This is a genomic window from Streptomyces sp. BK340 (genome assembly GCF_007827595.1).
Classification (GTDB): Bacteria; Actinomycetota; Actinomycetes; order Streptomycetales; family Streptomycetaceae; genus Streptomyces.
The window spans coordinates 253,447-273,239 of sequence record NZ_VISR01000004.1 but is presented as its reverse complement, the minus strand read 5'-3'; the positions used below and the strand labels follow the sequence as shown (position 1 = coordinate 273,239).

Sequence of the window (19,793 nt, the reverse complement as noted above, 5' to 3'; positions counted from 1 at the left end):
CGGCGGCGATCCTACGGGGCGGTCCAGCGCCGGGTCCGAATCCCGCCGGACCTGGCACCGCCCGCGGGCCACGCTGAATCCATGACCACCTACCTCGCACGACCGCTGACGCCTGCGGTGCTCAGGGAACTGCGCACCGGCGACGACGCGGGCCGCCCCCTGCGCCCCTTCACGGACGACGAGGGCGACGCGCCCCTGCGCTGCTGCCTGCGCCGCAGCACGCCCGGCGAGCGCATCGCCCTGGTCTCGTACGCGCCCCTGCGCCGCTGGGCGGCCGAGACGGGCGCCGACCCGGGCGCCTACGACGAACAGGGCCCCGTCTTCATCCACGCGGACGACTGCCCCGGCCCGGCCGGCACCGCCCTGCCCTTCACCAGCGCCCACCGCACGGTGCGGCGCTACTCCGCCGACGGCCGCATCCTGGGCGGCCGCCTGGTCGAGGACACGACCGGCTTCGAGCCGGCGTTCGCGGAGGCGTTCGCCGATCCCGAGGTGGCCCTCGTGCATGTGCGGGCGGTGGAGTTCGGGTGCTTCCTGTACGAGGTGCGACGGCCTCACTAGGCCGCGGCCTGCAGCGCCGCCAGCACCCTGGCGACCGCCGCTCCCGCCTCCGCCCCCTTCCGTACCGCCGCCACCACGTGCCGTACCGGACGGTCCGCGCCCAGTCGGCGCATCACCACGCCCTCGCGGCCGGCGGCGGCCATGCGGGGGACCAGGGCGACGCCCATCCCCGCCTCGACCATGGCGAGGATCGCGGTCCAGCCGGAGGCCGAGTGGCCCTGGTGGGGGCTGAAGCCCGCGGACTCGCAGGCGCGGCGGGTGATGTCGGACCAGGGGCCGCTGCCGCCGAAGATCCACGGTTCGGCGGCGAGGTCAGTGAGGGTCAACTCCGGCGCGGTGGCGCGGGGATGGTCCGGGGGCAGGGCCACGTCCAAGGGGTCGGCCAGGAGTGGCAGGCGGGTGAAACGGGGGTCGGCCGCGCCCGGGGCCTCGGCGGCGAGGGAGAGGGCCAGGTCGACCTCGCCGGCGGACAGGAGGTCGCAGGCCTCGGCGGCCTCGGCCTCCCGGACGCGCACGGTCACTCCCGGGTGCGTCGCCCGCAGGGAACGTACGGCCGGTACGACGAGGGCGGGCACCGCCGTGGAGAAGGCACCGACCCGCACCTCGCCCGTCTCGCCCTGGGCGTGGGCCGCCAATGCCGCGTCGGCGCGCTCCAGTTGCTCGAAGACGGGTTCGGTGTGCCGCAGCACCAGCCGGGCGGCGTCCGTCAGCCTGACCCGGCGGCCCTGCGCCTCCAGGAGGGGTACGCCGAGCTGCCGGGCGAGGTTGGTGAGCTGCTGGGAGACCGCGGAGGGGGTCATGTGCAGGGTCTCGGCCGTCGCGGTGACGGTGCCCCGCTCCCGGAGGGTGCGCAGGATCCGCAGTTTCCTCAGGTCCCACTCGGTCATGCGGGCACGCTACAGGGCCGGAAGGGCAACCGGGCCGGGCGAATCCGCCTAGGCCGAGTTGAGTATCCGAGCTCACGTCCCGGCCGCCCCCGCGCCGCGAGTATCGATGCAGCGGCGCAGCAGAGAGCGCCGGTTCCGCACCACTGAGACAGCTGACGGAGAACCTGCCATGTCCCGACGTATCGCCCTGTCCCTGACCGCCGGTGTCGTCGTCCTCGCAGGCGCCGGAGCCCTTGCCGTCGCCCACGCCGAGAACCAGCCCCCCGCCCTGGCGCACAGCGCCGCCCGCTACACCGCGCCCGACGGCCACCGGGACGGCTCGTTCACCTTCACCACCGAAGTCACGGCGTCCTCCGGCGTCAAGAGCCTGAAGGTGCTGGCCTGGCCGGCGAACTCCTCCCTCGCCAGGAAGGGGCCGACCGCCGGTGAGATGGCCGCGGCGGAGCCGGCCACCTGCAAGCCCGCCGGCAAGGACACCGTGCGCTGTGTCTACACGACCGGGGTGACCGGCGCCGACGCCGCGTCGTCCCCGCACGGTCCCTGGCGCGTCGCCGTGCTCGCCACCGCCGAGGACGGCACCACCACCCTGGACACCAGGGCGGCGGGCTTCACCGTCGGCTGAGCCGGGCCCGCCGTCCCGGGAAGTACCGTCGCGCGGTGGTCCGGGCTGCCCGGCGCCGTCACCGACGGGGCGCCGCGCCCAGCATGACCCCGCCCAGGATCAGCGCCATGCACAGGAGCTGGGGCCGGCCGGTGTCCTCGCCGAGCAGGGCCCAGGAGAGGGCGGCCACGCACACGGGCTGGAGGTAGTAGACGATGCCCGCGCGGGCGGCGCCGATCAGGGCGATGGCCCTGCCCCAGGCGAAGAAGGCGATCGCGGAGGAGGCCACGCCCACGTACAGCAGGGGCAGCACCGTGGCGGGCGTGGGAGCGAAGCCGCCCTGGACGGCCATGCTCGCCGCCTGTACGGGCAGCAGGAAGCCCGTGCCGATCAGGAACGTGGTGAACAGGAAGCCGGTGCCGTCCAGCTCGGCGGGCCTGCGGCGGAGCAGTGCGCTGTAGGCGGCGAAGCAGCAGGACGCGGCGATCATCCACAGGTCGCCGGCGCCGAAGCTCGCGCCGCGGCCCATGAGCAGCAGCACGCCCGTGCAGGCGGTCAGCAGGCCTGCGGTCCGCCGCGCTCCGAGCCGTACGCCGCCCAGCCGTTCGAACACCGCCATCAGGACCGGTGAGGCGGCCATGATCATGCCCATGGTGGCGGCCGGGGTGGTCAGGCCCGCCTGGTTGACGAGGGTGTTTTGAAGTGCTCTCCCTCGTAAACGAGGGAGATTCCTGCCTACCTTGCGGTGGCGGGCTTGACGCCGCGGGGACGCCTGACGACTGCCCTCCCGGCAGCCGGGATGAGCGCGTGGCCCATCCGGTACAGGTGCAAGACGTTCCGGGCCGCGTTCCAGTCCGCGTTGCCGGACCACCCGCAGTCGGGGTTCTTGCACACGAACGTGGCCTGGTCCTCCCGGCTGCCCGGCGTGGTGAAACCGCATGCAGAGCAGCGCAGGGAGGTACCGGGGGCGGGAACCTTGTGCAGGGCACCGCCGTTGCGGGCGGTCTTGTACGCCAGCATCGTCACGGTGCGGCCCCATGCCTCCTGGCTGATGGAGCGGTTCAGGCCGGACTTCTGGGCGACGTTCCTGCCGGGTTCCTCGATAGTGCCCTTGGCGGACTTGACCATGTTCGTGATGGTGAGTGCTTCGACCACGACCGTGCCGTACTGCCTGGCAATGGTGGTGGTGGTCTTGTGCTGCCAGTCAACAGCGCGGCGCGTGGCTTTTGCGCGGAGCTGCTTGATCTGGTCGTAGGTGTGCTGCAAGCGGCGGGAGGTCTTCTCCCCGCGCTTGCGGTGCTGCTTACGCTGGGCAGCGCGTCGTTCCAGGCCCAGCAGCTTGGTCTTCTCCTGCGGGTTCAGCCACTTGTCGCGGTCGGCCGTCCCGTCGGGGAGACGGGGCGGGCGGCCGTGGCCGCGATGGTTGCCGTCCGAGAGAGCGAGGGGCAGGTTCACTCCGGCGTCGATGCCGACCTCCGGCCCCTGGTGGGGTTCGGGTGCGGTCTCAAGGGCCTGGACGCGGAAGGCGATGTGCCAGCCGAGCGCGTCCTTGACCAGCCGCGCCCCCGTGATCCGGTTCCCGCTGTCGGCGTGCTTGCCGACCGGGAGGTCCTTGGTCCAGCGGAAGCGGACCCGGCCGATCCTGGGGATGTTGACCATGCCCCAGCGGCGGTGTACGCGGGTGATGTTCAGGTCCCGGCCCTGCGGGATGTCCACGGACATCACCGTGCGGAGGCGGGCCTTGAAGTTCGGCGCGTCGGCGCGGCCGTCCCAGCAGTTCCGCCAGGCCTGGAAGTACGTCTTCAGTACGGCCTGCGCGGCCTGGGCGGGGAGCACGCCGAGCCAGTCGATGTCCTTGCGGGCCTGGCGGATCGCTACGTCGGCCGCGGCCAGGGAGCGCTTATCCCTGGGGAGCATCGTCCACCAGTCGTGCAGGCAGTTCCACATGGTGCGGGCCGCGTGCGCCTGGTCGTCCATGAGTCGGATCTGCGCAGGCGTCAGCGCCAGCCGGGCGCGGTGCCCGAACTGCCGCTTCCGCTGCACACGTTCCGTGCTCACGCGATCACTCTATCGTTTGGTTCATGTCACCATGATGGAATCCAAATCCCGATGTGCGAACGGGTCGTCACGTCGCCTACAACCTGCATGTCCACTTGGTGTTCGTCACCAAGTACCGGCGAAAGGCGTTCACGGGCGAGATGCTGACCAGGTGCGAGGAGATCATGCGAGAGGTCTGCCAGGACTTCGAGGCCGAGCTGAAGCAGTTCAACGGCGAAGAGGACCACGTGCATCTGCTGGTGCACTACCCGCCAAAGGTGCAGCTCTCCAGGCTGGTCAACTCCCTCAAGGGCGTCTCCTCCAGGTACCTGCGCAAGGAATACGACGCGCACGTCCGCCGGTACCTGTGGGGCGGCCATTTCTGGTCCGGCTCGTACTTCGCCGGAAGCTGCGGCGGGGCACCGCTGACCGTCGTACGCCAGTACATCGAAAACCAGCAGCGCCCCGTGCGATCCGGCTGAGGTCAACAGCGCAGATCCGTGCCCAAAACCGAGGTCAGAGCAGCATTGAGATGCGCTTCACCTCCCCCGTGAACGGGGGAGCACTGCGCAAGATCAAAGGTAGACGGCGACACCCAGCAGGGAGGCCAGAAGGACGTGACGGAGGTGGCCTCGGATCAGGTTCCGCTGCCGCCAGGCCCGGCGGGCGCCGAAGGGGGCCACGGCCGCCAGGGCGATCACCCAGCGCCAGAAGGCGTGCTGGATCGGCGGGACGCTGCCGGCCAGCCCGCGGGAGGTGACGAAACTTCCGGACCAGACGACCGTGGCGAGGGCGGCGAGGGCGAGGCCGAGCACGGGGGCGGCGGCCTTCCGGGGGTGAGCGACGGGGGTGGTGCCGGTCTGGTGCGAGGCCGTGGCCACGAAGGTCCTTTCGGTGGTGGGTGTCGCACCTACCGTCGCGGCGCCCGACCTGTCAGGTCCATCGAATCTTTTCGAGCGGTCTCTTCAGTGGAACTGAACGATGGCCGCCGTCCCGCGCCCAGCTGCCCGGCCAGCGTCGCCCCGAAGGCCAGTGCCATGCCGGCCACCTGCAGGGGCGTCAGCGCCTGCCCGAGGGCCGCCCAGCCGACCACGGCGGCGGTCAGCGGGGAGAGCGGGCCGAGGAAGCCGACCTGGGTGGCGCTGAGCCGGCCGATACCGCGGAACCAGAGCCAGTAGGCGAGCGCCGTGTTCGCCAGCGCCAGGTAGAGGTAACCGCCGGCCGCACGGCCGTCGAGCGCGGGCGGGGCGCCCTCGGCCAGGAAGGCGACCGGCGCGATGAGCAGGCCGCCCGCGGTGAGCTGCCAGCCGGTCAGCGTCAGCGGGCCGACCCCGTCCGGGCGGCCCCACCGCTTGGTGAGCACGGTCCCGGCGGCCATCGAGGCGGTGGAGGCGACGGCCGCGAGCACCCCGATCACGTCCAGGGCACCGGCCCCCTTGAGCACGACGAGACTCACGCCGAACGCGGCGACCACCCCGGCGACCAGCGTGCGGCCGCCCGGCCGTTGCCCCAGGAGCAGCGCCGAGAGGCCCACGACGAACAGCGGTCCGACCGAGCCGACCACGGCGGCCATCCCGCCCGGCAGCCGGTACGCCGACACGAACAGCAAGGGGAAGAAGGCGCCGATGTTCAGCGCGCCCAGCGCGAAGGCCTTCGCCCACCAGACACCGCGCGGCAGCACCCGGGTCAGCGCCAGCAGGACGAGCCCTGCGGGCAGGGCCCGCATCAGGCCCGTGAACAGAGGGCGGTCCGGCGGCAGGAACTGGGTGGTGACGGCGTAGGTGGTGCCCCAGGAGACGGGGGCGAGGGCGGTGAGCAGGATGGTCGCGGGGCGGTTCATGGCCGAGTCCCTTCGGTTTCCGAGGAGGTGGGTGTCACGCCGTGACGGGCGAGGGAGCCGGGGCGCCGTTGTGGGTCACGGTCACCGGCCGGGGGCGCACCGCGTCCGCCGGCAGCCGGCGCTCCACCCTGATCAGCAGGGCGGCGGCCACGGCCGAGGTGAGGACGAGGAGGGCCCAGGGAGCCCGGCCGTCCAGCGTGAGCAGGAACGTGAACAGGGACGGCGCCACCGCCTTCGCCAGCGACCAGGACATCTGATAGGCCGCCATGTACCGGCCGCGCACCGCCTCGGGCGCCGCGGCCACGGCGAGCACCTGGGCGGCGGGGCTGTGGATCAGCTCGCCGACCGTGTAGACGACGACCACGGCGACCAGGGCGACACCCAGGGCCGTGCCCGAACTGGGGCGCAGGGTGCCGAGCACGATCTGCGCGGCGAAGGCGGCCGCGAACAGGACCCCGCCCAGCGCCGCGGCCCGGGTGCGCCGGGCGCCGGTCAGCCGGACCCGCGCGCCGACGAACACGCCGGCCACCGCGCACAGCACGGTGTTGACGGTGAACGCGGCACCGGTGAACACCGCGGGCCCGTGCAGCCACTCCACGACGAACAGCGGGAAGAGGACGGACAGGGCCGAATAGCTCAGCGCGTTCAGGAAGTTGGCGCCGGTGACGACCAGGAAGGGCCGGTCGGCGAGGACGAGCCGGTATCCGGTGCCGGACCGGCGCGGGAGCGGGGCCGGGACCTCGCCGGCCGCGCGCGCCGGCCTCAGGGGGCGCAGCAGCAGCGCCGCCAGCGCGAAGGAGAGGGCGTTGCCCCAGGCCGCGTAGGTGTAACCGGTGCTGCCCGCGAAGGCGATGACCAGCGCGGCCAGCAGTGAGCCGGCTCCGTTGCCGGCGTTCTGCAGCGCGCGCGTCGACGCCTGCAGCCTGTCCCGCCCGGTCCCGCGCGCCACCTCGCCGATCAGGGACTGCTGTGCGGCGGGGAAGGCGCGGTCGGCGGCCGCGGTGACCAGGGCCACGGCCGCGAAGGCGGCGAGGGAGTGGGCGAAGGGGTAGAGGGCGAAGCCGACGACCCGGACGCCGTAGAGCAGGTACAGCACGCGCTGCGCGCCGTACCGGTCCACGGCCGTCCCGGCGAGCGGGAGGGCTCCGATGCCCACGAGGCCGGTGACCGTGAGCACGGCGCCCACGACCGTGAAGGACAGTCCGGTGACGTAGTGGAAGAACACCAGCGTGAACGGGACGTACATGCCGGTGCCGACGCCGTTGACCGCGGCGGCGACGGGCAGGGCCCACTCCCCCGGTATGCGTTCGCTCTCCCCGCGCTTCCTCTTCACGACGGCTCCCCCTTCAGAGTGACTTGATGGAAAGTAGCTTAGCCCTAAGCTACTTTTCGTCAAGCTACTTTCTTGCGGGTGACCGTCCGGACGGCGATACTCGGCACATGAGTGCAGGCCGACAGCAGCACAGGGACCCCGTCGACGCGATCATCGACCAGTGGGCGGCGGTGCGGCCCGATCTGGACACGAAGGCGATGGAGGTCTTCGGACGGATCTACCGCCTCTCCCGCGCCATGGGCGACCGCATGGAGAAGGCCTACGCCCCCTACGGCATCGGGCGCGGCGAGTTCGACGTCCTCGCGACCCTGCGCCGCTCCGGCGAGCCGTTCACCCTCTCCCCGCGCCAGCTCTCCGCGACGCTGATGCTCACCACCGGCGGCATGACCGGCCGCCTCGACAAGCTGGAACGGGCCGGCCTGCTGCGCCGCTCCCCCGACCCCCACGACCGGCGCGGGCTCCAGGTGACGCTGACCGAGAAGGGGCTGGACGTCATCGACCAGGCGGTCGGCGCGGGCCTCGCCGTCCAGACGGCGGCCCTGTCCTCCCTCGACACCGAACAGGCCGACCAGCTGGCCGGCCTGCTGCGGGAGCTGCTTGCAGGGACTCAGGGGGCGGAGCACTAGGCGGACAGCGGCCGTCCGCCCCGAACGAAAGCCCCTAGGGCTGGGTGCGGATGAGGAGGAGGATCTGGTTGGGGCGGGGGCCGTTCGAGGATGCGTCGAGAGCGGCCAGGCTCTTCCAGACGGTGTACATGTGGCCGCTTCTGCCCTGATGGCGCCAACCCGACTCGTCCAGATCGAGCGTCGCGGCGATGAGGGCCGTGCGGACGGAGGACAGCGCTCGCGCGTCGCAGGGGACGGTGCGGTCGCGTATCGCCGTGAGCAGCGCCGTGGTGTCCTCCAGCAGCACCTGTGCTTGACGAGCCGGGAAATCGGTGGCTGTCGACCGGAGGATGTTGCGCTGAAAGCGCAGACGGCCGGCCGGATCCTCTGTTGCCCGTGCAACGGGACGGCCTGTGGCCAGCCATCCTTCAGTCGCCCGCGCCACCAGGACGTCGTCCAGGGCGTCGAGTCCGGGCGCCTCCGCGTCATCGTCGGCGGCGAGTGGCCAGCCGGGAAAATCGCGGCCGCACAGGGAACGGAAGACGTTGAGGGAGAGCGTCAGCACCTGTGTGTGGGAGTCGCGGGTGAGACTGAGAGCGAGGTTGAGGGCGAGATCGAGATTGGGGTCGCGCAGGAAGGGGTGGGACAGGGAGCGCGAGAGGGCGCGGTCGACGGCACGGACGAGGTCAGGAGCGGGGGCGGGGACATCGGCGGATTCGAGGGCCAGGCCGAGGGTACGGATCAGGCTCTCGTCGAGCCCCCGGGCGTGTTCGAGGGCACGGTCGAGGTCGAGGCGGTAGGCGTGCGGGAGCGCGCGGCCCAGGGTGGGGTCGATGGCGAGACCCAAGGCGAGTTCCTGAACGCGGTCGAGGCTGATGCCGGGGTCGAGGATTTCGGGGGCATGGGCGCCGACGACCGAGTGGGCGTGTTCGAGAGCGCGGGCGAGAACGGGGTCCAGGTTGAGAGAGAGCTCTTGGACGGGAACGGTCCCGACGGCGCGGGTGAAGGCGTGGGCGAGGTCGAATGCCCGCAGGAAAGCGGGGCCGAGCTCGCGGTTGTCGGTGAAGGCCTCGGCACACCGGCGGACGTCGTCGATGGCGATCGCCATGGCCAGGACGAGAGGGAGTTTCAGTGCGGACAGGGCAGGGGCCCTGCGGAGCGCCGAAGCGTGTGTGAGTGCGGTGGTGAGGACCTTGGTCCAGGCCTCTACCTGGGTGCGCTGTGGCTCCGGCGTGGCCATGAGCCGTAGATACAGGGTGATCCGTTCCCGATCGGCGGCCACGAGAGGGCGGAGCTGCGCGGCCGGGTAGGTGTAGGGCCAGTCGACTCCCTGCGGCTGATGAAGGAACGTCTCGGTGCCGTCATGAGCCCAGACGGTGTGACGGGTGAGGTCGGCGGCCAGGGCGGCGGCGTCACCGAGCTCCGCAGGGGCCGGCAGCCGGTAGGCGGTCTCGCCGTCTCCGGTGAGGGTGTTGATCCAGTCGACGAAGCGTTCGGCGTCACCGGCCTGCATGCCTACCGCCACGCCGCTGTCGCTCCCCGCCGGGTCCGGCAGAACGGGATGGTGACGGCCCGCCGCTTCCTCCTCGCTGACGAACGCCATGTACAGGGAATGGGGAACGGGCCGTGCGCACAACGCCGTCGTGTCGTCGATCCGGATGGTCTCGCGCAGGGCCCGTGTGGCCAGGATCCCCGCCACGAGACGTGCGCGGGCGGGATCACGAGGTCGGCCGGGCTCCGGCGGGGCCAGCAATGCTTCCAGTCGGCCCCGGACGTCGGGGTCGACGGTTCTCGCCTCCTCGGCGCAGTCGAAGGCCAGGGCCAGGGCGGGAACCGTGCCACTGTCCAGGCAGGCGGTGATGACGGGCGTGGCGTCATTGCCGGCGGACCAGAGCAGGATCGTCTCCCGCCACCACGGGTCGTCGACGTTCGCCGTCAGGACAGCGGTGTCGGCGTGCGGGACGCCGAGCTGGGCAGCGGCCAGGTACTCCTGCAGCGTGAGGTGGGCGAAGCCGTACACATCATGGTCGCGTTCGACCAGCAGGCCGCTCTTGCGGGCCACCCCCAGGAACACCTCGGCGGTCACCTGGCCCGGGACCTGCCGAAGGGCCACCCGGATCGCCCTCGCGGCGTCTCGCACCGGCCAGTCGCGGACCCTGGCCTTCATCATGGCCAGGGCCAGATGCTGGGCGACGTGCTGCTTGTGCGGACCGGTGAGCCCCGTGGCGTCGGTCAGCCCTCGGGCTTCGGAGCGGCGGTGGAGCAGCACGTCGCACATCTCGGCGTACAACTCGGCTCGACTGCCGGGCAGTTGTCCTCGGTAACGGTGCACGTTCGCCGTCATCGTCAGCAGCAGAGGGTTGGCCGCCAGGTCGTACAGGGCTGCTTGTCTGCGCAGGCGGGCCAGCAGGTCCGTGGCGGTCCTGACAGCGGCGGCGCGTACCTCGTGACCGGTGCCACCCCGGGCGCGGCTCTCCGTCGCGTACGACCACTGGCGCAGGAAGCGTTCGATCTGCTGCCAGGTGAAGCGGCGTACCTGGAGGACCTCCGCGCCCGGCAGCGGATTCGACTCGTAGCCGTGCGGGCGGGAGGTCACCACATACGTGTTGTGCGGGTGCCGCTGGATCTGGCGAGCGACCCAGGCCACCACCCGGCCCCGTTCCGCCGGGTCGGCGACCTCGTCCAGGCCGTCCAGCATGACCACGCAGCCTCCGCGGTCGAGCTGGCTGGCGAGCCAGCGTGCCGGGACCTTGCCGTCCAGCCAGCCTGCCGAGACCGCCACCGTTTCCAGCGTCGGCGGTTCGTCGGCCAGGAGGGCCGTGGCGTGGTCACGGAGGTACAGCAGTACGGGCAGGCGCCTCTTCCACGGACGCCAGCGGTGTGCGCACAGCTCCAGGGCCGTGTTACGGGCCAGCGTCGTCTTGCCGGAGCCCGGACCGCCGATGACCGCCAGGACCCGGGACGCCTCGTCGTGTTCGGCGTCCCGGAGCACCGACGCCAGGCTTCTGCGTTCCCCGCCGCCCACCGAACCGAGGTACGGCTCCCTGGCCGCCGCGTGCAGTGGCTGCGGTACGACACTGACATCGACGTACACCTGACGCATCCGGAAGACGAACTCGCCCTGCGTGGCGATGCCGACGGTCTCCATGTCCTGGACGCTCGCCCGCAGCTGCCGCAGGTACACGCGGCGGCCGCCGCGCGCGGGACCGGTGTTCTCACCCTCGGCGGGGACGGAGGCGGTTCCCAGCTCCGAGTAGACGAGGCTCAGTGCCGACACGCAGAGCGAGGCGTACAGCCAGGTCCAGCTGAGTCTGCCGTCGTTGAGGACCTGGTTCGTCGCCACGCCCACCGTGACCAGCAGCCCCGCCCCCGCCAGGATGCGTAACGCACGGCGCACCCCCGTCATCCCCCACCCCCCTGTCCGCCCCTGCCGCTCACACCAGCCAAGCGCGTGTGTGCCCTGCCTGGAAGCGAAGTTGACGGATTCGAGATCTTCCGGATCCTTCGGTCGGGGATGAGGGCGGACGCGGACCGCTCGAACTAAGAAAGTCCGCGGCCGCCGACGTGTTCGTCCACGGCCGCCTCGATGCGTACCGCGTCCGCGGCCTCCGCCGCCCAGGCCACGTATCCGTCGGGGCGCACCAGCACCGTCGTACGGCGGTCGCTCGCCCACCGCGCGACGGCGAGCCGCTCACCGCACCCGCCCTCGTACGGCTCCGGGGTGATCAGGACGAACTTGCCGCCGCGCAGGGCCTCGTAGAGGCGGCCGCCGTCGGCCAGGGTGACGTCCGGGGCGCGGGTTCCGGTGAGGCGGTGGGCGCCGCGGGGCGCGGGGTAGCGGTAGCCGATGCCGGTGACCTGGCCGGCGGCCTTGCGGCGGGCGGGGCCCACGGCGTCGAGGAACGCGGTGAGCGCGGCGCGGGCCGCCAGCGTCCAGGGGCGCTTGGCCATGGCGAGGCGGACGATGCCGCCGCTGCTGCGCAGCACCGCCCTGCCGACCGGGTGGCGTTCGGCCTGGTAGCTGTCGAGCAGCCGCGGGTCCGCGTGGCCGGTGACGACCGCGGCGAGCTTCCAGCTCAGGTTGGCCGCGTCCTGCAGCCCGGTGTTCATGCCCTGGCCGCCGGCCGGGGTGTGCACGTGCGCGGCGTCACCGGCGAGGAAGACCCGGCCGACCCGGTAGGCGGGCGCCTGACGCTCGTCGCTGTGGAAGCGGGACATCCAGCGGGCGTCGTACATCCCGAAGTCCCGGCCGAGCGCCAGGCGGGTGATCTCCTTGACCTCGGCCAGGTCCAGCGGCTCCCGGTCGGGGACGTTGCGGCCGCGATGCCAGCCGATCACCCGGTAGTAGCCGTCACCGAAGGGCGCGAGGAAGGCGAAGGCGTCGCCGACGGCGTTGACGGTGAGCAGGTTCGGGGGCTTCTCGGCGAGCCGCACGTCGGCGAGGACGACGGAGCGGATCACCGACCTGCCGGGGAAGGGCAGGCCGACCGCGTCCCGCACCACGCTGCGCATGCCGTCGGCGCCGACGACGTACGCGGCCCGCAGGCTCTCCGTCCGGCCCCCGGGTCCGCGGGCCGCCACGGTCACGCCGTCCGCGTCCTGGGTGAGGCCGGTCAGCTCGGTCTCGTACCGGAAGTCGGCGCCCGCCTCCACCGCGCGCCGCTCCAGCACCTTCTCCACCTCGTACTGCGGGAGGACGAGGAGGTGGTTGAAGCGGGAGGGGAGGGCGCCGAGGTCGATGGTGAGCCGGCCGAAGAGGCGCAGCCGGTCCAGGGGCCGGCCGGCGGCTTCCAGCTCGTCGGCGAGGCTTCGCGAAAGAGGTGCCCGCGAAGCGCGTCCGTCGGGGGCGGTGGTGGGTGACGAGCGGGCGTCGAGCTGCTCGAGGGTGCGGGCGTGCAGGACGAAGGCGCGGGACAGGTTGCTGATCTCGTGCGGGCGCTTTTCGAGGACGGTGACCGGGACGCCGGCGGTGGCGAGATCGCCGGCGAGGAGGAGGCCGGTGGGACCGGAGCCGACGATGATCACGGGGCTCGGGGTGCTTTCGGTGTGGCTGGTGTTGTTGAAGCTGCCGGTGTTGGTGCCGCTCATGATGGCCTCCTAATGCCAACGCTTGTTTGCCAACGCTTGTTGACGAGATTAGCGACGTCCTGAAAGAGGTGTCAACGCTTGTTGGCATACAAATGTTGGCCTACGCTCGTTGGCATGAACGGCAGTGACAGCACCAGCACAGATCCCGGCCCCGGCACCCGCCGCCGCTCCGACGCCACCCGCACCGCGATCCTCACCGCCGCCCGCGAGCGCTTCGCCACCGACGGCTACGAACGGGCCACCATCCGCGCCATCGCCAAGGACGCGCGCATCGACCCGTCGATGGTGATGCGGTACTTCGGCAACAAGGACGGCCTGTTCGCCGCGGCCGTCGCGCTCGACCTGCGGCTACCGGACCTGACCCGGGTACCGCGGGACGAGGTCGGCCGGGCCCTCGTGACCCACTTCCTCGACCTGTGGGAGGAGAACGAGGAACTCACGGCCGTGCTGCGGGTGGGTGCCACCAACCAGGCCGGGGCCGAGCGCATGCAGGGCATCTTCCGGGACCAGCTGCTGCCGGTGGCCCTGCAGGTGTGCCCCGACCCCGAACAGGTGCCCACGCGGGCCGCGCTCTGCGCCGCACAGCTGCTCGGGCTGGCCCTCACCCGCTACGTGCTGCGTCTGCCGCCCACCGTGGCGCTCCACCCCGACGAGATCGTGGCGTGGCTCGCACCCACGGTGCAGCGCTACCTGACGGCGCCCAGCCCCTGACCCGGCCGGCTCGGCCGCGGCCCCGGGTCGGGCCGGCCGGCAGGCCGCGACGACGGACGGCAGCCGCGGCTCGCACAGTGGCGGGCCTGGGCGTCCCGGTGCTGGGCGGTGCCGGTGAGGTCGTAGCCGCACCGCCGCGGTTCGCCGACCGGATTGCCGTGTTCGTCCAGGCGCCAGGCGGCCAGGTGGTCGGCGTTGGTGTCGACACCGACCAGGCCGTTCGCGCGGGCCGCCGCCAGCGGCACGGTCTGGACCGGGGGGTTCGTCCAGGACGCGGTGAGGTACCAGCGCCCGCGCAGCGTGTCTTCGTGGATGCGGTAGGCGACGGACCGGTTCGCGGTGACGCGGTCGGACGCGGATGGTCTCATTGCCGTACCGCTTCCCGGACTCGCCGTCGGCTTGGCAGTCCTCAACCCCTGCGGTCAAGCCGCGGCGTGCGCCTCCGTAGATGCCCGGATTGCACAGCTCGGCGACCTTGGGGCCGCCTGCGGCACAGGTGATGAACGCTGGGCTGTCCGGCAGGTACGCGCCGCTGGTCTTGGCCTCGATCCCCGTGCAACAGACGCTGGCCCGGAAAAGCACCGAGGGCGCCGGCCCCACCGCACACATGCGGCAGGACGGCGCCCTCGGCAGAGATCAGGTTCGCGCTCAGGCCTTCGCCTTGCCGGGCTTGGTCACGCGCGTCTTGGACTTGTCCAGGACCATCACCAGCCCGGCGATGACCGCGAACAGTGCCAGCGGCAGCAGCACGTACAGACCCAGCGTCGCGCCGACGCTCAGGCCCGTGCCGGGGTCGTCACCGTCGTCGCGGGTCAGCGCGAGCGCGGGGGACGACATGAGCAGCATCATCAGCGTCGTACCGGCAGCCAGGGCGCCGGCGCGCAGGGCGTTCTTCTTGTCCACGCTCTCAAGTTAGCGAACGGCCAGGAAGGCCGCGCGCCCGGGGTGCCCTATGCAGGCCCGCCCTCCTTGAGCGCCGCCAGCAGCGCCCGCAGCCGGGGCGAGGCCGTCAGGTCCTCCAGGGGCACCGGCCTGCCCTCCGCGTCGGCGACCGGCAGGCGCCAGTTCGGGTACTGGTCCCACGTACCCGGCAGGTTCTGCGGGCGGCGGTCGCCGACGCCGTCCGGGAGCCAGACGCCGATCAGCCGGGCCGGGGTGCGCAGCAGGAAGCGGTACACGCCCTGGATCTCCGCCTCCTCGTCGGACCCCGGGGGCCCGGCGGCCGGGCTGTCGAGCAGGCCCAGGCTGCCCAGCAGGGCGAGCCACTCCGCGGTGTCCGCGGTCGCCTCCGCGCGCTCCTCGGCGGCCGGGCGGGTCAGCAGGCCGAGGCGGTCGCGCAGGTCGACGTGGTCACCGGTGAGCCGGGCGGCGGTGGGCGGCAGGTCGTGGGTGGTGGCGGTGGCCAGGCAGTCGGCGCGCCAGCGCTCCGGGGGCAGCGGGCGGCCGTCGCCCTCCCAGTCCCGCTCGAACCACAGCACGGAGGTGCCGAGCACCCCGCGCCGCTGCAGCGTCTCGCGCACCCCCGGCTCCACGGTGCCCAGGTCCTCGCCGATCACCGTCGATCCGGCGCGGGAGGCCTCCAGGAGGAGCAGGGCGAGCATGGCGTCGGCGTCGTAGCGGACGTAGGTGCCCTCGGTGGGCGGGCAGCCCCGGGGCACCCACCAGAGCCGGAACAGGCCCATCACGTGGTCGATGCGCAGGGCTCCGGCATAGCGGAAGAGGGCGCGCAGGAGGTGACGGTAGGGGGCGTGGCCGGAGGCGGCGAGGCGGTCGGGGCGCCACGGCGGCAGACCCCAGTCCTGGCCGCGGGCGTTGAAGGCGTCGGGCGGGGCGCCGACCGACATGCCGGCGGCGAAGTGGTCCTGCTGCGCCCAGGCGTCCGCACCGCCGGGGTGCACGCCCACGGCGAGGTCGTGGACGATCCCGACGGGCATGCCGGCCTCCCGGGCGGCGCGCTGGGCGGCGCGGAGCCGGCCGTCGGTGAGCCAGGCGAGCCGGGCGTGGAAGTCGACCCGGTCGGCCAGTTCGGTGCGGGCACGGGCGGTCTCGGCGGAGCGTGGGTCGCGCAGGGCCTGCGGCCAGCCGTGCCAGTCGGGGCCGTGGGTCTCGGCGAGGGCGCACCAGGTGGCGTGGTCCTCCAGCGCCTGCCCCTCCTCGGCGCGGAAGGCGTCGTACGCGGCCTGCCGGCCCGGTCCGAGCGGGACCCGGACGACCAGCTCCAGGGCCTGCCGCTTCAGCTCCCACACCGCGTCCCGGTCGATGAGGGCGCCCTTGTCGAGGACGTCGGCGCGCAGTCGCTCGGCGCGCTCCAGCAGCGCGCGGACCCGGCCCTGGTCCTCGATGTACGCGAACTCGGGGATCTCCTCGATCCGCAGGTGCACGGGGTCGGGGAAGCGGCGCGAGGACGGCCGGTACGGGGACGGGTCGGCCGGGGTCCCGGGCACGGTCGCGTGCAGCGGGTTGACCTGCACGAACCCGGCTCCGGCAGTGCGCCCGGCCCAGCCGGCCAGCTCGGCGAGGTCACCGAGGTCGCCCATGCCCCAGGAGCGCCGGGAGAGCAGCGAGTACAGCTGCACGAGGAGGCCGCAGGAGCGGGTGGCGGGGGCGGGCAGCCGGTCGGGGGCGACGATGAGGTGGGCGTGTCCGGTGCGCCCGTCGGGTGCGGTGGCGCTCAGCCGGTGCACACCGGTGGGCAGCCCCGCGGTCCCGTCCCGCTCCTCCCCCTGCTCGGTCTCGACGCGCAGCCGGGTGCCGGGCGGCAACGCGGCCAGGGCGGCGGGCGGCACCTCGGCGCCGGCCCACTGGACCACGGTCGGCGGCAGCAGCCGCGCGCGCAGCTCGCGCTCCCGCTCGGCGAGTGCGGTGCGGACGGCGTCGGGGGTGCTCGCGTCGACGCCGAGGGCGGCCAGGGCGGCGACCACGGCGGAGGCGGAGACCGCGACCGTACGGTCCGGGGCCGGGCTGTAGGAGGTGGCGACCCCGTGCAGCCCGGCGAGCCGGGACAGCTCCTCGTCCTCGCGCGCCGCAGCCATCTACAGCCCCGCGCCGGAGAAGTCCGGGATCGGGTCGGACTCGCTGGTCAGCGGGGCGGCGTCGGCGAGCGGCGGTTCGCTGGTGAGGGGTTCGGCGTCGGGCAGCGGCGGTTCGCTGGTCAGCGGCGCCTCGGCGCTCGCGCTCTCCGCGCTGTATACGCCGAGGACACCGACGGACGCCTCGTGGGTCTCGGCGGACAGCTCCGCCACGGGTTTCCACTGGGCCGGGATCGGGAGATGAGCCGGTGCGGCCACGGGGGCCTCCTTGTCACTGGGTCGGGTGCTTCCGGGTCTGCGGATGAGAGCAGGCCTACCCCGTGGGCGCGATGCCAGACCTGTACGGAGGGGCAACGTGCTTCTTCCGACATACCGGCCACTCCCGTCGGGCATTCGCCGTTCGCTATTCACTCAGTACATGTATCCAGTGCATACTGATCTCCATGAGCACCCGGCACATCCTTCTGGGGCTGCTCGAGGCGGGGCCGAGCCATGGCTACGACCTCAAGCGGCGCCATGACGAACGCTTCCCCCAGGCTCGTCCGCTGGCCTACGGGCAGGTCTACACGACACTGCAACGCCTGGTCCGGGACGGTCTCGCGGAGATCGACGGGACCGATGCCGACGGCGGGCCGGAGCGCACGCTGTACCGGTCGACGCAGGACGGAGCGCGTGAACTGGCCCGGTGGGCCGGGGAGATCGCCCCGCCCGCACCCTTCGTGACGAACGAGATCTTCGCCAAGGTCGTCGTCTCGATCCTCTCCGGCGGCGATCCGGCCGCCTACCTGCGCGCCCAGCGCGCCGCGCACATGGAGCGGATGCGACAGCTCACGGCCGTGAAGACGGACCCGGGCGCCGATCTGGCGACCGTGCTCTCGGCGGACTACGCCCTCAACCATCTCGACGCCGACCTCCGCTGGATGAACACCACGGCGGCCCGGCTGATCACTCTGACCGCGGAGGTCGACGCAACATGAACAACAGGGGGGACTCCTCGGTGCCGCTTCTGGCGGGCCGGGACCTGGTCAAGGCGCACGGCAGGACCCAGGCGCTGCGCGGCGCCTCGGTCGAACTGCGCGCGGGCGAGATCCTCGCGGTGACCGGCGCCAGCGGCAGCGGAAAATCGACGCTGCTGCACTGCCTGGCCGGGATCGTCCGGCCGGACGAGGGCGCGGTGGCCTACGACGGGCAGCGACTCGACCAGCTGCCGGAGAACCGGCTGAGCGAGCTGCGCCGCACCGACTTCGGTGTGGTGTTCCAGTTCGGGCAGCTGATTCCCGAGCTGACGGCCGTGGACAACGTCGCGCTGCCGCTGATGCTGGCCGGCACCGACCGCGCCGGGGCCCGGGAACGAGCGGGCGCGTGGCTGGAGCGGTTCGGGGTGCGCGGGCAGGAGGAACTGCGGCCGGGCGAGATGAGCGGGGGCCAGGCACAGCGGGTCGCCCTGGCCCGGGCGCTGGTGACCGGCCCGAAGGTGGTCTTCGCGGACGAGCCGACGGGAGCCCTGGACTCGCTGGCCACCGAGCAGGTGATGACGGCCCTGGTGCACACGGCCCGCGAGGCGGGCACGGCGGTGCTGCTGATCACGCACGACGCCCAGGTCGCGGCCTACGCGGACCGTGAGACGCGGATGAGCGACGGGCTCGCGGTGCCGGCGGAGGTGGCGGTGTGACGACCCGTACGAGCGGCACCCTGACCACCGATGTGCGCCTCGCCTGGCAGCTCACCCGTGGCTCCGACCGGCAGGAGTGGTGGCGGGCCGGACTGACCGCGGCCGGGGCCGCGCTGGCCACGGGGTTCGCCCTCACCGCCGTCGCCCTGGCCTCGCTGCGGGGGCATCACCTGGTGCCCTTCGGCAGCGGTCTGCTGAACAACCCCGGCGAGCGCTCGGGGGTGATCGTCTGCCTGCTGCTTCTGCTGGTGCCGGTGCTGGGGTTCCTCGGGCAGTGTGCCCGGATCGGCGCCGTGCACCGCGACCGGCGGCTGGCCGGGCTGCGGCTGGCCGGCGCCGGCCCGGCCCAGGTGCGCCGGATCGCCGCGCTGGAGACGGGGCTGGCCTGCCTGCTGGGCTCGGCCCTCGCCACCGCCGTCGCGGTGCCGGTCCTGCTGCACCTGTGGGCCGGCCCGACCGGCGCGGCCTGGACCGGTCTCACGCTGGTCGCCCTCGGGGTGCCGGTGCTGGGCGCGCTGACCGGCACGCTGGCGCTGCGCCGGGTCGTGGCCTCGCCGCTCGGGTGGGTGCGCCGGGTGCGGCCCGCCAGCGGGCGGGGGCCCGGGCTGCTGTTCGCCGGCGGGGTGCTGGTCGTCCTGCTCCTCGCGCTCTGGGCGGTCACGAACACCTCCGACACGGACCGGGGGCAGCTGCCGCTGACCCTGTTCGGGCTGGTCATCGCGGTCGGGGCGGGCACGGTGTGGCTGGCCGGAGGTACGGCCGGGCTGGTCGGCCGGGCGCTGGCGGGCCGCGCCCGGTCCGCGGCGACGCTGATCGCGGCGGAGCGGCTGCGCGACGACCCGTGGGCCGCGGCCCGCACCCACGCGGCCGTCCTGCTGGTCACCATCGTCGGCACGGGCTTCGTCGGCGTCCGCCAGGCGTTCCTCGCCGACCTGCACGCCATGAGCAGCCGGAACCAGCTGGGCATGCCCCTGTCCTTCTACACGACCGGCATCGACCTGACCGGCGCCGCGATCCTCGTCGGCCTCGCGATCACCCTCTCCGGCCTCGCCGTCGGCACCGCCGAGTCCCTGGCCAACCGCCGCCGGGGCCTGGCCGCACAGGTCGCCGCCGGGGTGCCGCGGGCGGTGCTCGGCCGGGCGCTGCTCCTGGAGACCGCCCTGCCGCTGGCTCCCGCGGTCGCGCTCGCCGGGGCGGGCGGGATGGCGATCGGCATCTGGTACGGCGCGCTCACCCAGGAGTACGTCGCCCAGACCGTGCCGTACGCCGCACTGCTGGTCCCGGTGGGTGTGTACGCCTGCTGCCTGCTGGCGGCGGCGACCTCGCTGCCCCTGCTGCGCCGGTCCGTGCACCCGGCGGAGCTGCGCTACGCCTGACCGCCGCCCGAACGTCCGGCCCCGGGGTACGGGGGTCCCCGGGACCGGACCAC

Annotated in this window: 17 protein-coding genes and 3 pseudogenes; 8 read left to right on the top strand and 12 right to left on the bottom strand. The window is 73.1% G+C overall.

The features are described from left to right. Positions 1 to 81: 81 nt before the first annotated feature. Complete coding sequence (locus FB157_RS10650; RefSeq protein ID WP_145878305.1) at positions 82 to 561, top strand: DUF1203 domain-containing protein; 480 nt, start codon at positions 82 to 84, stop codon at positions 559 to 561. On the opposite strand, the gene FB157_RS10645 is transcribed toward FB157_RS10650, so the two are convergent. Next, the gene (locus FB157_RS10645) at positions 558 to 1,448 is read right to left on the bottom strand and encodes a LysR family transcriptional regulator (RefSeq protein ID WP_145878303.1); all 891 of its coding nucleotides are present in this window, start codon (positions 1,446 to 1,448) and stop codon (positions 558 to 560) included. The two genes, FB157_RS10650 and FB157_RS10645, sit on opposite strands and share 4 nt — an antisense overlap. Before the next feature lie 169 nt (positions 1,449 to 1,617). On the opposite strand from FB157_RS10645, the gene FB157_RS10640 reads away from it, so the two are divergent. Continuing rightward, entirely contained in the window at positions 1,618 to 2,070 is a 453-nt protein-coding gene (locus tag FB157_RS10640; protein WP_145878301.1) for a DUF5707 domain-containing protein, read from the top strand. Positions 2,071 to 2,128: 58 nt separating this feature from the next. On the opposite strand, the pseudogene FB157_RS10635 reads toward FB157_RS10640, so the two are convergent. Both FB157_RS10635 and FB157_RS10630 read right to left on the bottom strand, forming a co-directional pair. After that, positions 2,129 to 2,833: pseudogene (locus FB157_RS10635) on the bottom strand (DMT family transporter); the annotation flags it as partial. Next, the gene (locus FB157_RS10630) at positions 2,785 to 4,107 is read right to left on the bottom strand and encodes an RNA-guided endonuclease TnpB family protein (RefSeq protein ID WP_145878299.1); all 1,323 of its coding nucleotides are present in this window, start codon (positions 4,105 to 4,107) and stop codon (positions 2,785 to 2,787) included. The pseudogene FB157_RS10635 and the gene FB157_RS10630, both read right to left, overlap by 49 nt. Positions 4,108 to 4,160: 53 nt before the next feature. Between FB157_RS10630 and tnpA the strand changes: the two genes are divergently transcribed. After that, positions 4,161 to 4,568 (top strand): IS200/IS605 family transposase, encoded by a 408-nt coding sequence (gene tnpA, locus FB157_RS10625; protein WP_145878297.1) that lies wholly within the window; start codon positions 4,161 to 4,163, stop codon positions 4,566 to 4,568. A 99-nt stretch (positions 4,569 to 4,667) separates the two neighbouring features. Here the strand turns inward: tnpA and FB157_RS10620 are convergent. The 3 genes and pseudogenes from FB157_RS10620 to FB157_RS10610 form a co-directional block, all read right to left on the bottom strand. After that, a pseudogene (locus FB157_RS10620) lies at positions 4,668 to 4,901 on the bottom strand (EamA family transporter); the annotation flags it as partial. 95 nt (positions 4,902 to 4,996) lie between these two features. Then, positions 4,997 to 5,926: an EamA family transporter gene (locus FB157_RS10615; RefSeq protein ID WP_145878295.1), complete on the bottom strand. Its 930-nt coding sequence runs from the start codon at positions 5,924 to 5,926 to the stop codon at positions 4,997 to 4,999. A 34-nt stretch (positions 5,927 to 5,960) separates the two neighbouring features. Further along, on the bottom strand, positions 5,961 to 7,259 hold the full coding sequence (locus FB157_RS10610) for an MFS transporter (protein WP_261386247.1): 1,299 nt from the start codon (positions 7,257 to 7,259) through the stop codon (positions 5,961 to 5,963). A 107-nt stretch (positions 7,260 to 7,366) separates the two neighbouring features. On the opposite strand from FB157_RS10610, the gene FB157_RS10605 reads away from it, so the two are divergent. Then, positions 7,367 to 7,885 (top strand): MarR family winged helix-turn-helix transcriptional regulator, encoded by a 519-nt coding sequence (locus FB157_RS10605; protein WP_145878293.1) that lies wholly within the window; start codon positions 7,367 to 7,369, stop codon positions 7,883 to 7,885. Between the two features lie 34 nt (positions 7,886 to 7,919). Here the strand turns inward: FB157_RS10605 and FB157_RS10600 are convergent, their stop codons facing one another. Together FB157_RS10600 and FB157_RS10595 are read right to left on the bottom strand one after the other, a co-directional pair. Next, entirely contained in the window at positions 7,920 to 11,270 is a 3,351-nt protein-coding gene (locus FB157_RS10600; protein ID WP_145878292.1) for an NACHT domain-containing NTPase, read from the bottom strand. Positions 11,271 to 11,404: 134 nt separating this feature from the next. Next, complete coding sequence (locus FB157_RS10595) at positions 11,405 to 12,952, bottom strand: FAD-dependent monooxygenase (protein WP_145878290.1); 1,548 nt, start codon at positions 12,950 to 12,952, stop codon at positions 11,405 to 11,407. A gap of 114 nt (positions 12,953 to 13,066) precedes the next feature. Here FB157_RS10595 and FB157_RS10590 point away from each other — a divergent pair, with 114 nt between their 5' ends. After that, positions 13,067 to 13,663 carry a TetR family transcriptional regulator gene (locus tag FB157_RS10590; protein WP_145878288.1) on the top strand — a complete coding sequence of 199 codons (597 nt, stop codon included), beginning with the start codon at positions 13,067 to 13,069 and terminating at the stop codon, positions 13,661 to 13,663. Between the two features lie 65 nt (positions 13,664 to 13,728). Here the strand turns inward: FB157_RS10590 and FB157_RS10585 are convergent. The 4 genes and pseudogenes from FB157_RS10585 to FB157_RS10570 all read right to left on the bottom strand — a co-directional run. Next, a pseudogene (locus FB157_RS10585) lies at positions 13,729 to 14,098 on the bottom strand (transposase); the annotation flags it as partial. A gap of 213 nt (positions 14,099 to 14,311) precedes the next feature. Beyond that, positions 14,312 to 14,566 carry a hypothetical protein gene (locus FB157_RS10580; protein WP_145878286.1) on the bottom strand — a complete coding sequence of 85 codons (255 nt, stop codon included), beginning with the start codon at positions 14,564 to 14,566 and terminating at the stop codon, positions 14,312 to 14,314. 47 nt (positions 14,567 to 14,613) lie between these two features. Then, complete coding sequence (gene malQ, locus FB157_RS10575; RefSeq protein ID WP_145878285.1) at positions 14,614 to 16,695, bottom strand: 4-alpha-glucanotransferase; 2,082 nt, start codon at positions 16,693 to 16,695, stop codon at positions 14,614 to 14,616. Further along, entirely contained in the window at positions 16,696 to 16,950 is a 255-nt protein-coding gene (locus FB157_RS10570; RefSeq protein WP_145878283.1) for a hypothetical protein, read from the bottom strand. A 185-nt stretch (positions 16,951 to 17,135) separates the two neighbouring features. On the opposite strand from FB157_RS10570, the gene FB157_RS10565 reads away from it, so the two are divergent. From FB157_RS10565 to FB157_RS10555, 3 genes are read left to right on the top strand one after another with little or no spacing between them, the layout of a single operon-like run. Beyond that, on the top strand, positions 17,136 to 17,669 hold the full coding sequence (locus FB157_RS10565) for a PadR family transcriptional regulator (protein ID WP_145878281.1): 534 nt from the start codon (positions 17,136 to 17,138) through the stop codon (positions 17,667 to 17,669). After that, the gene (locus FB157_RS10560) at positions 17,666 to 18,364 is read left to right on the top strand and encodes an ABC transporter ATP-binding protein (protein WP_145878280.1); all 699 of its coding nucleotides are present in this window, start codon (positions 17,666 to 17,668) and stop codon (positions 18,362 to 18,364) included. The genes FB157_RS10565 and FB157_RS10560 overlap by 4 nt, the downstream gene beginning before the upstream one ends. Then, positions 18,361 to 19,740, top strand: coding sequence for an ABC transporter permease (locus tag FB157_RS10555; RefSeq protein ID WP_261386246.1), 1,380 nt, complete (start codon positions 18,361 to 18,363; stop codon positions 19,738 to 19,740). Before FB157_RS10560 ends, FB157_RS10555 begins: the two co-directional genes overlap by 4 nt. Positions 19,741 to 19,793 lie beyond the last annotated feature (53 nt).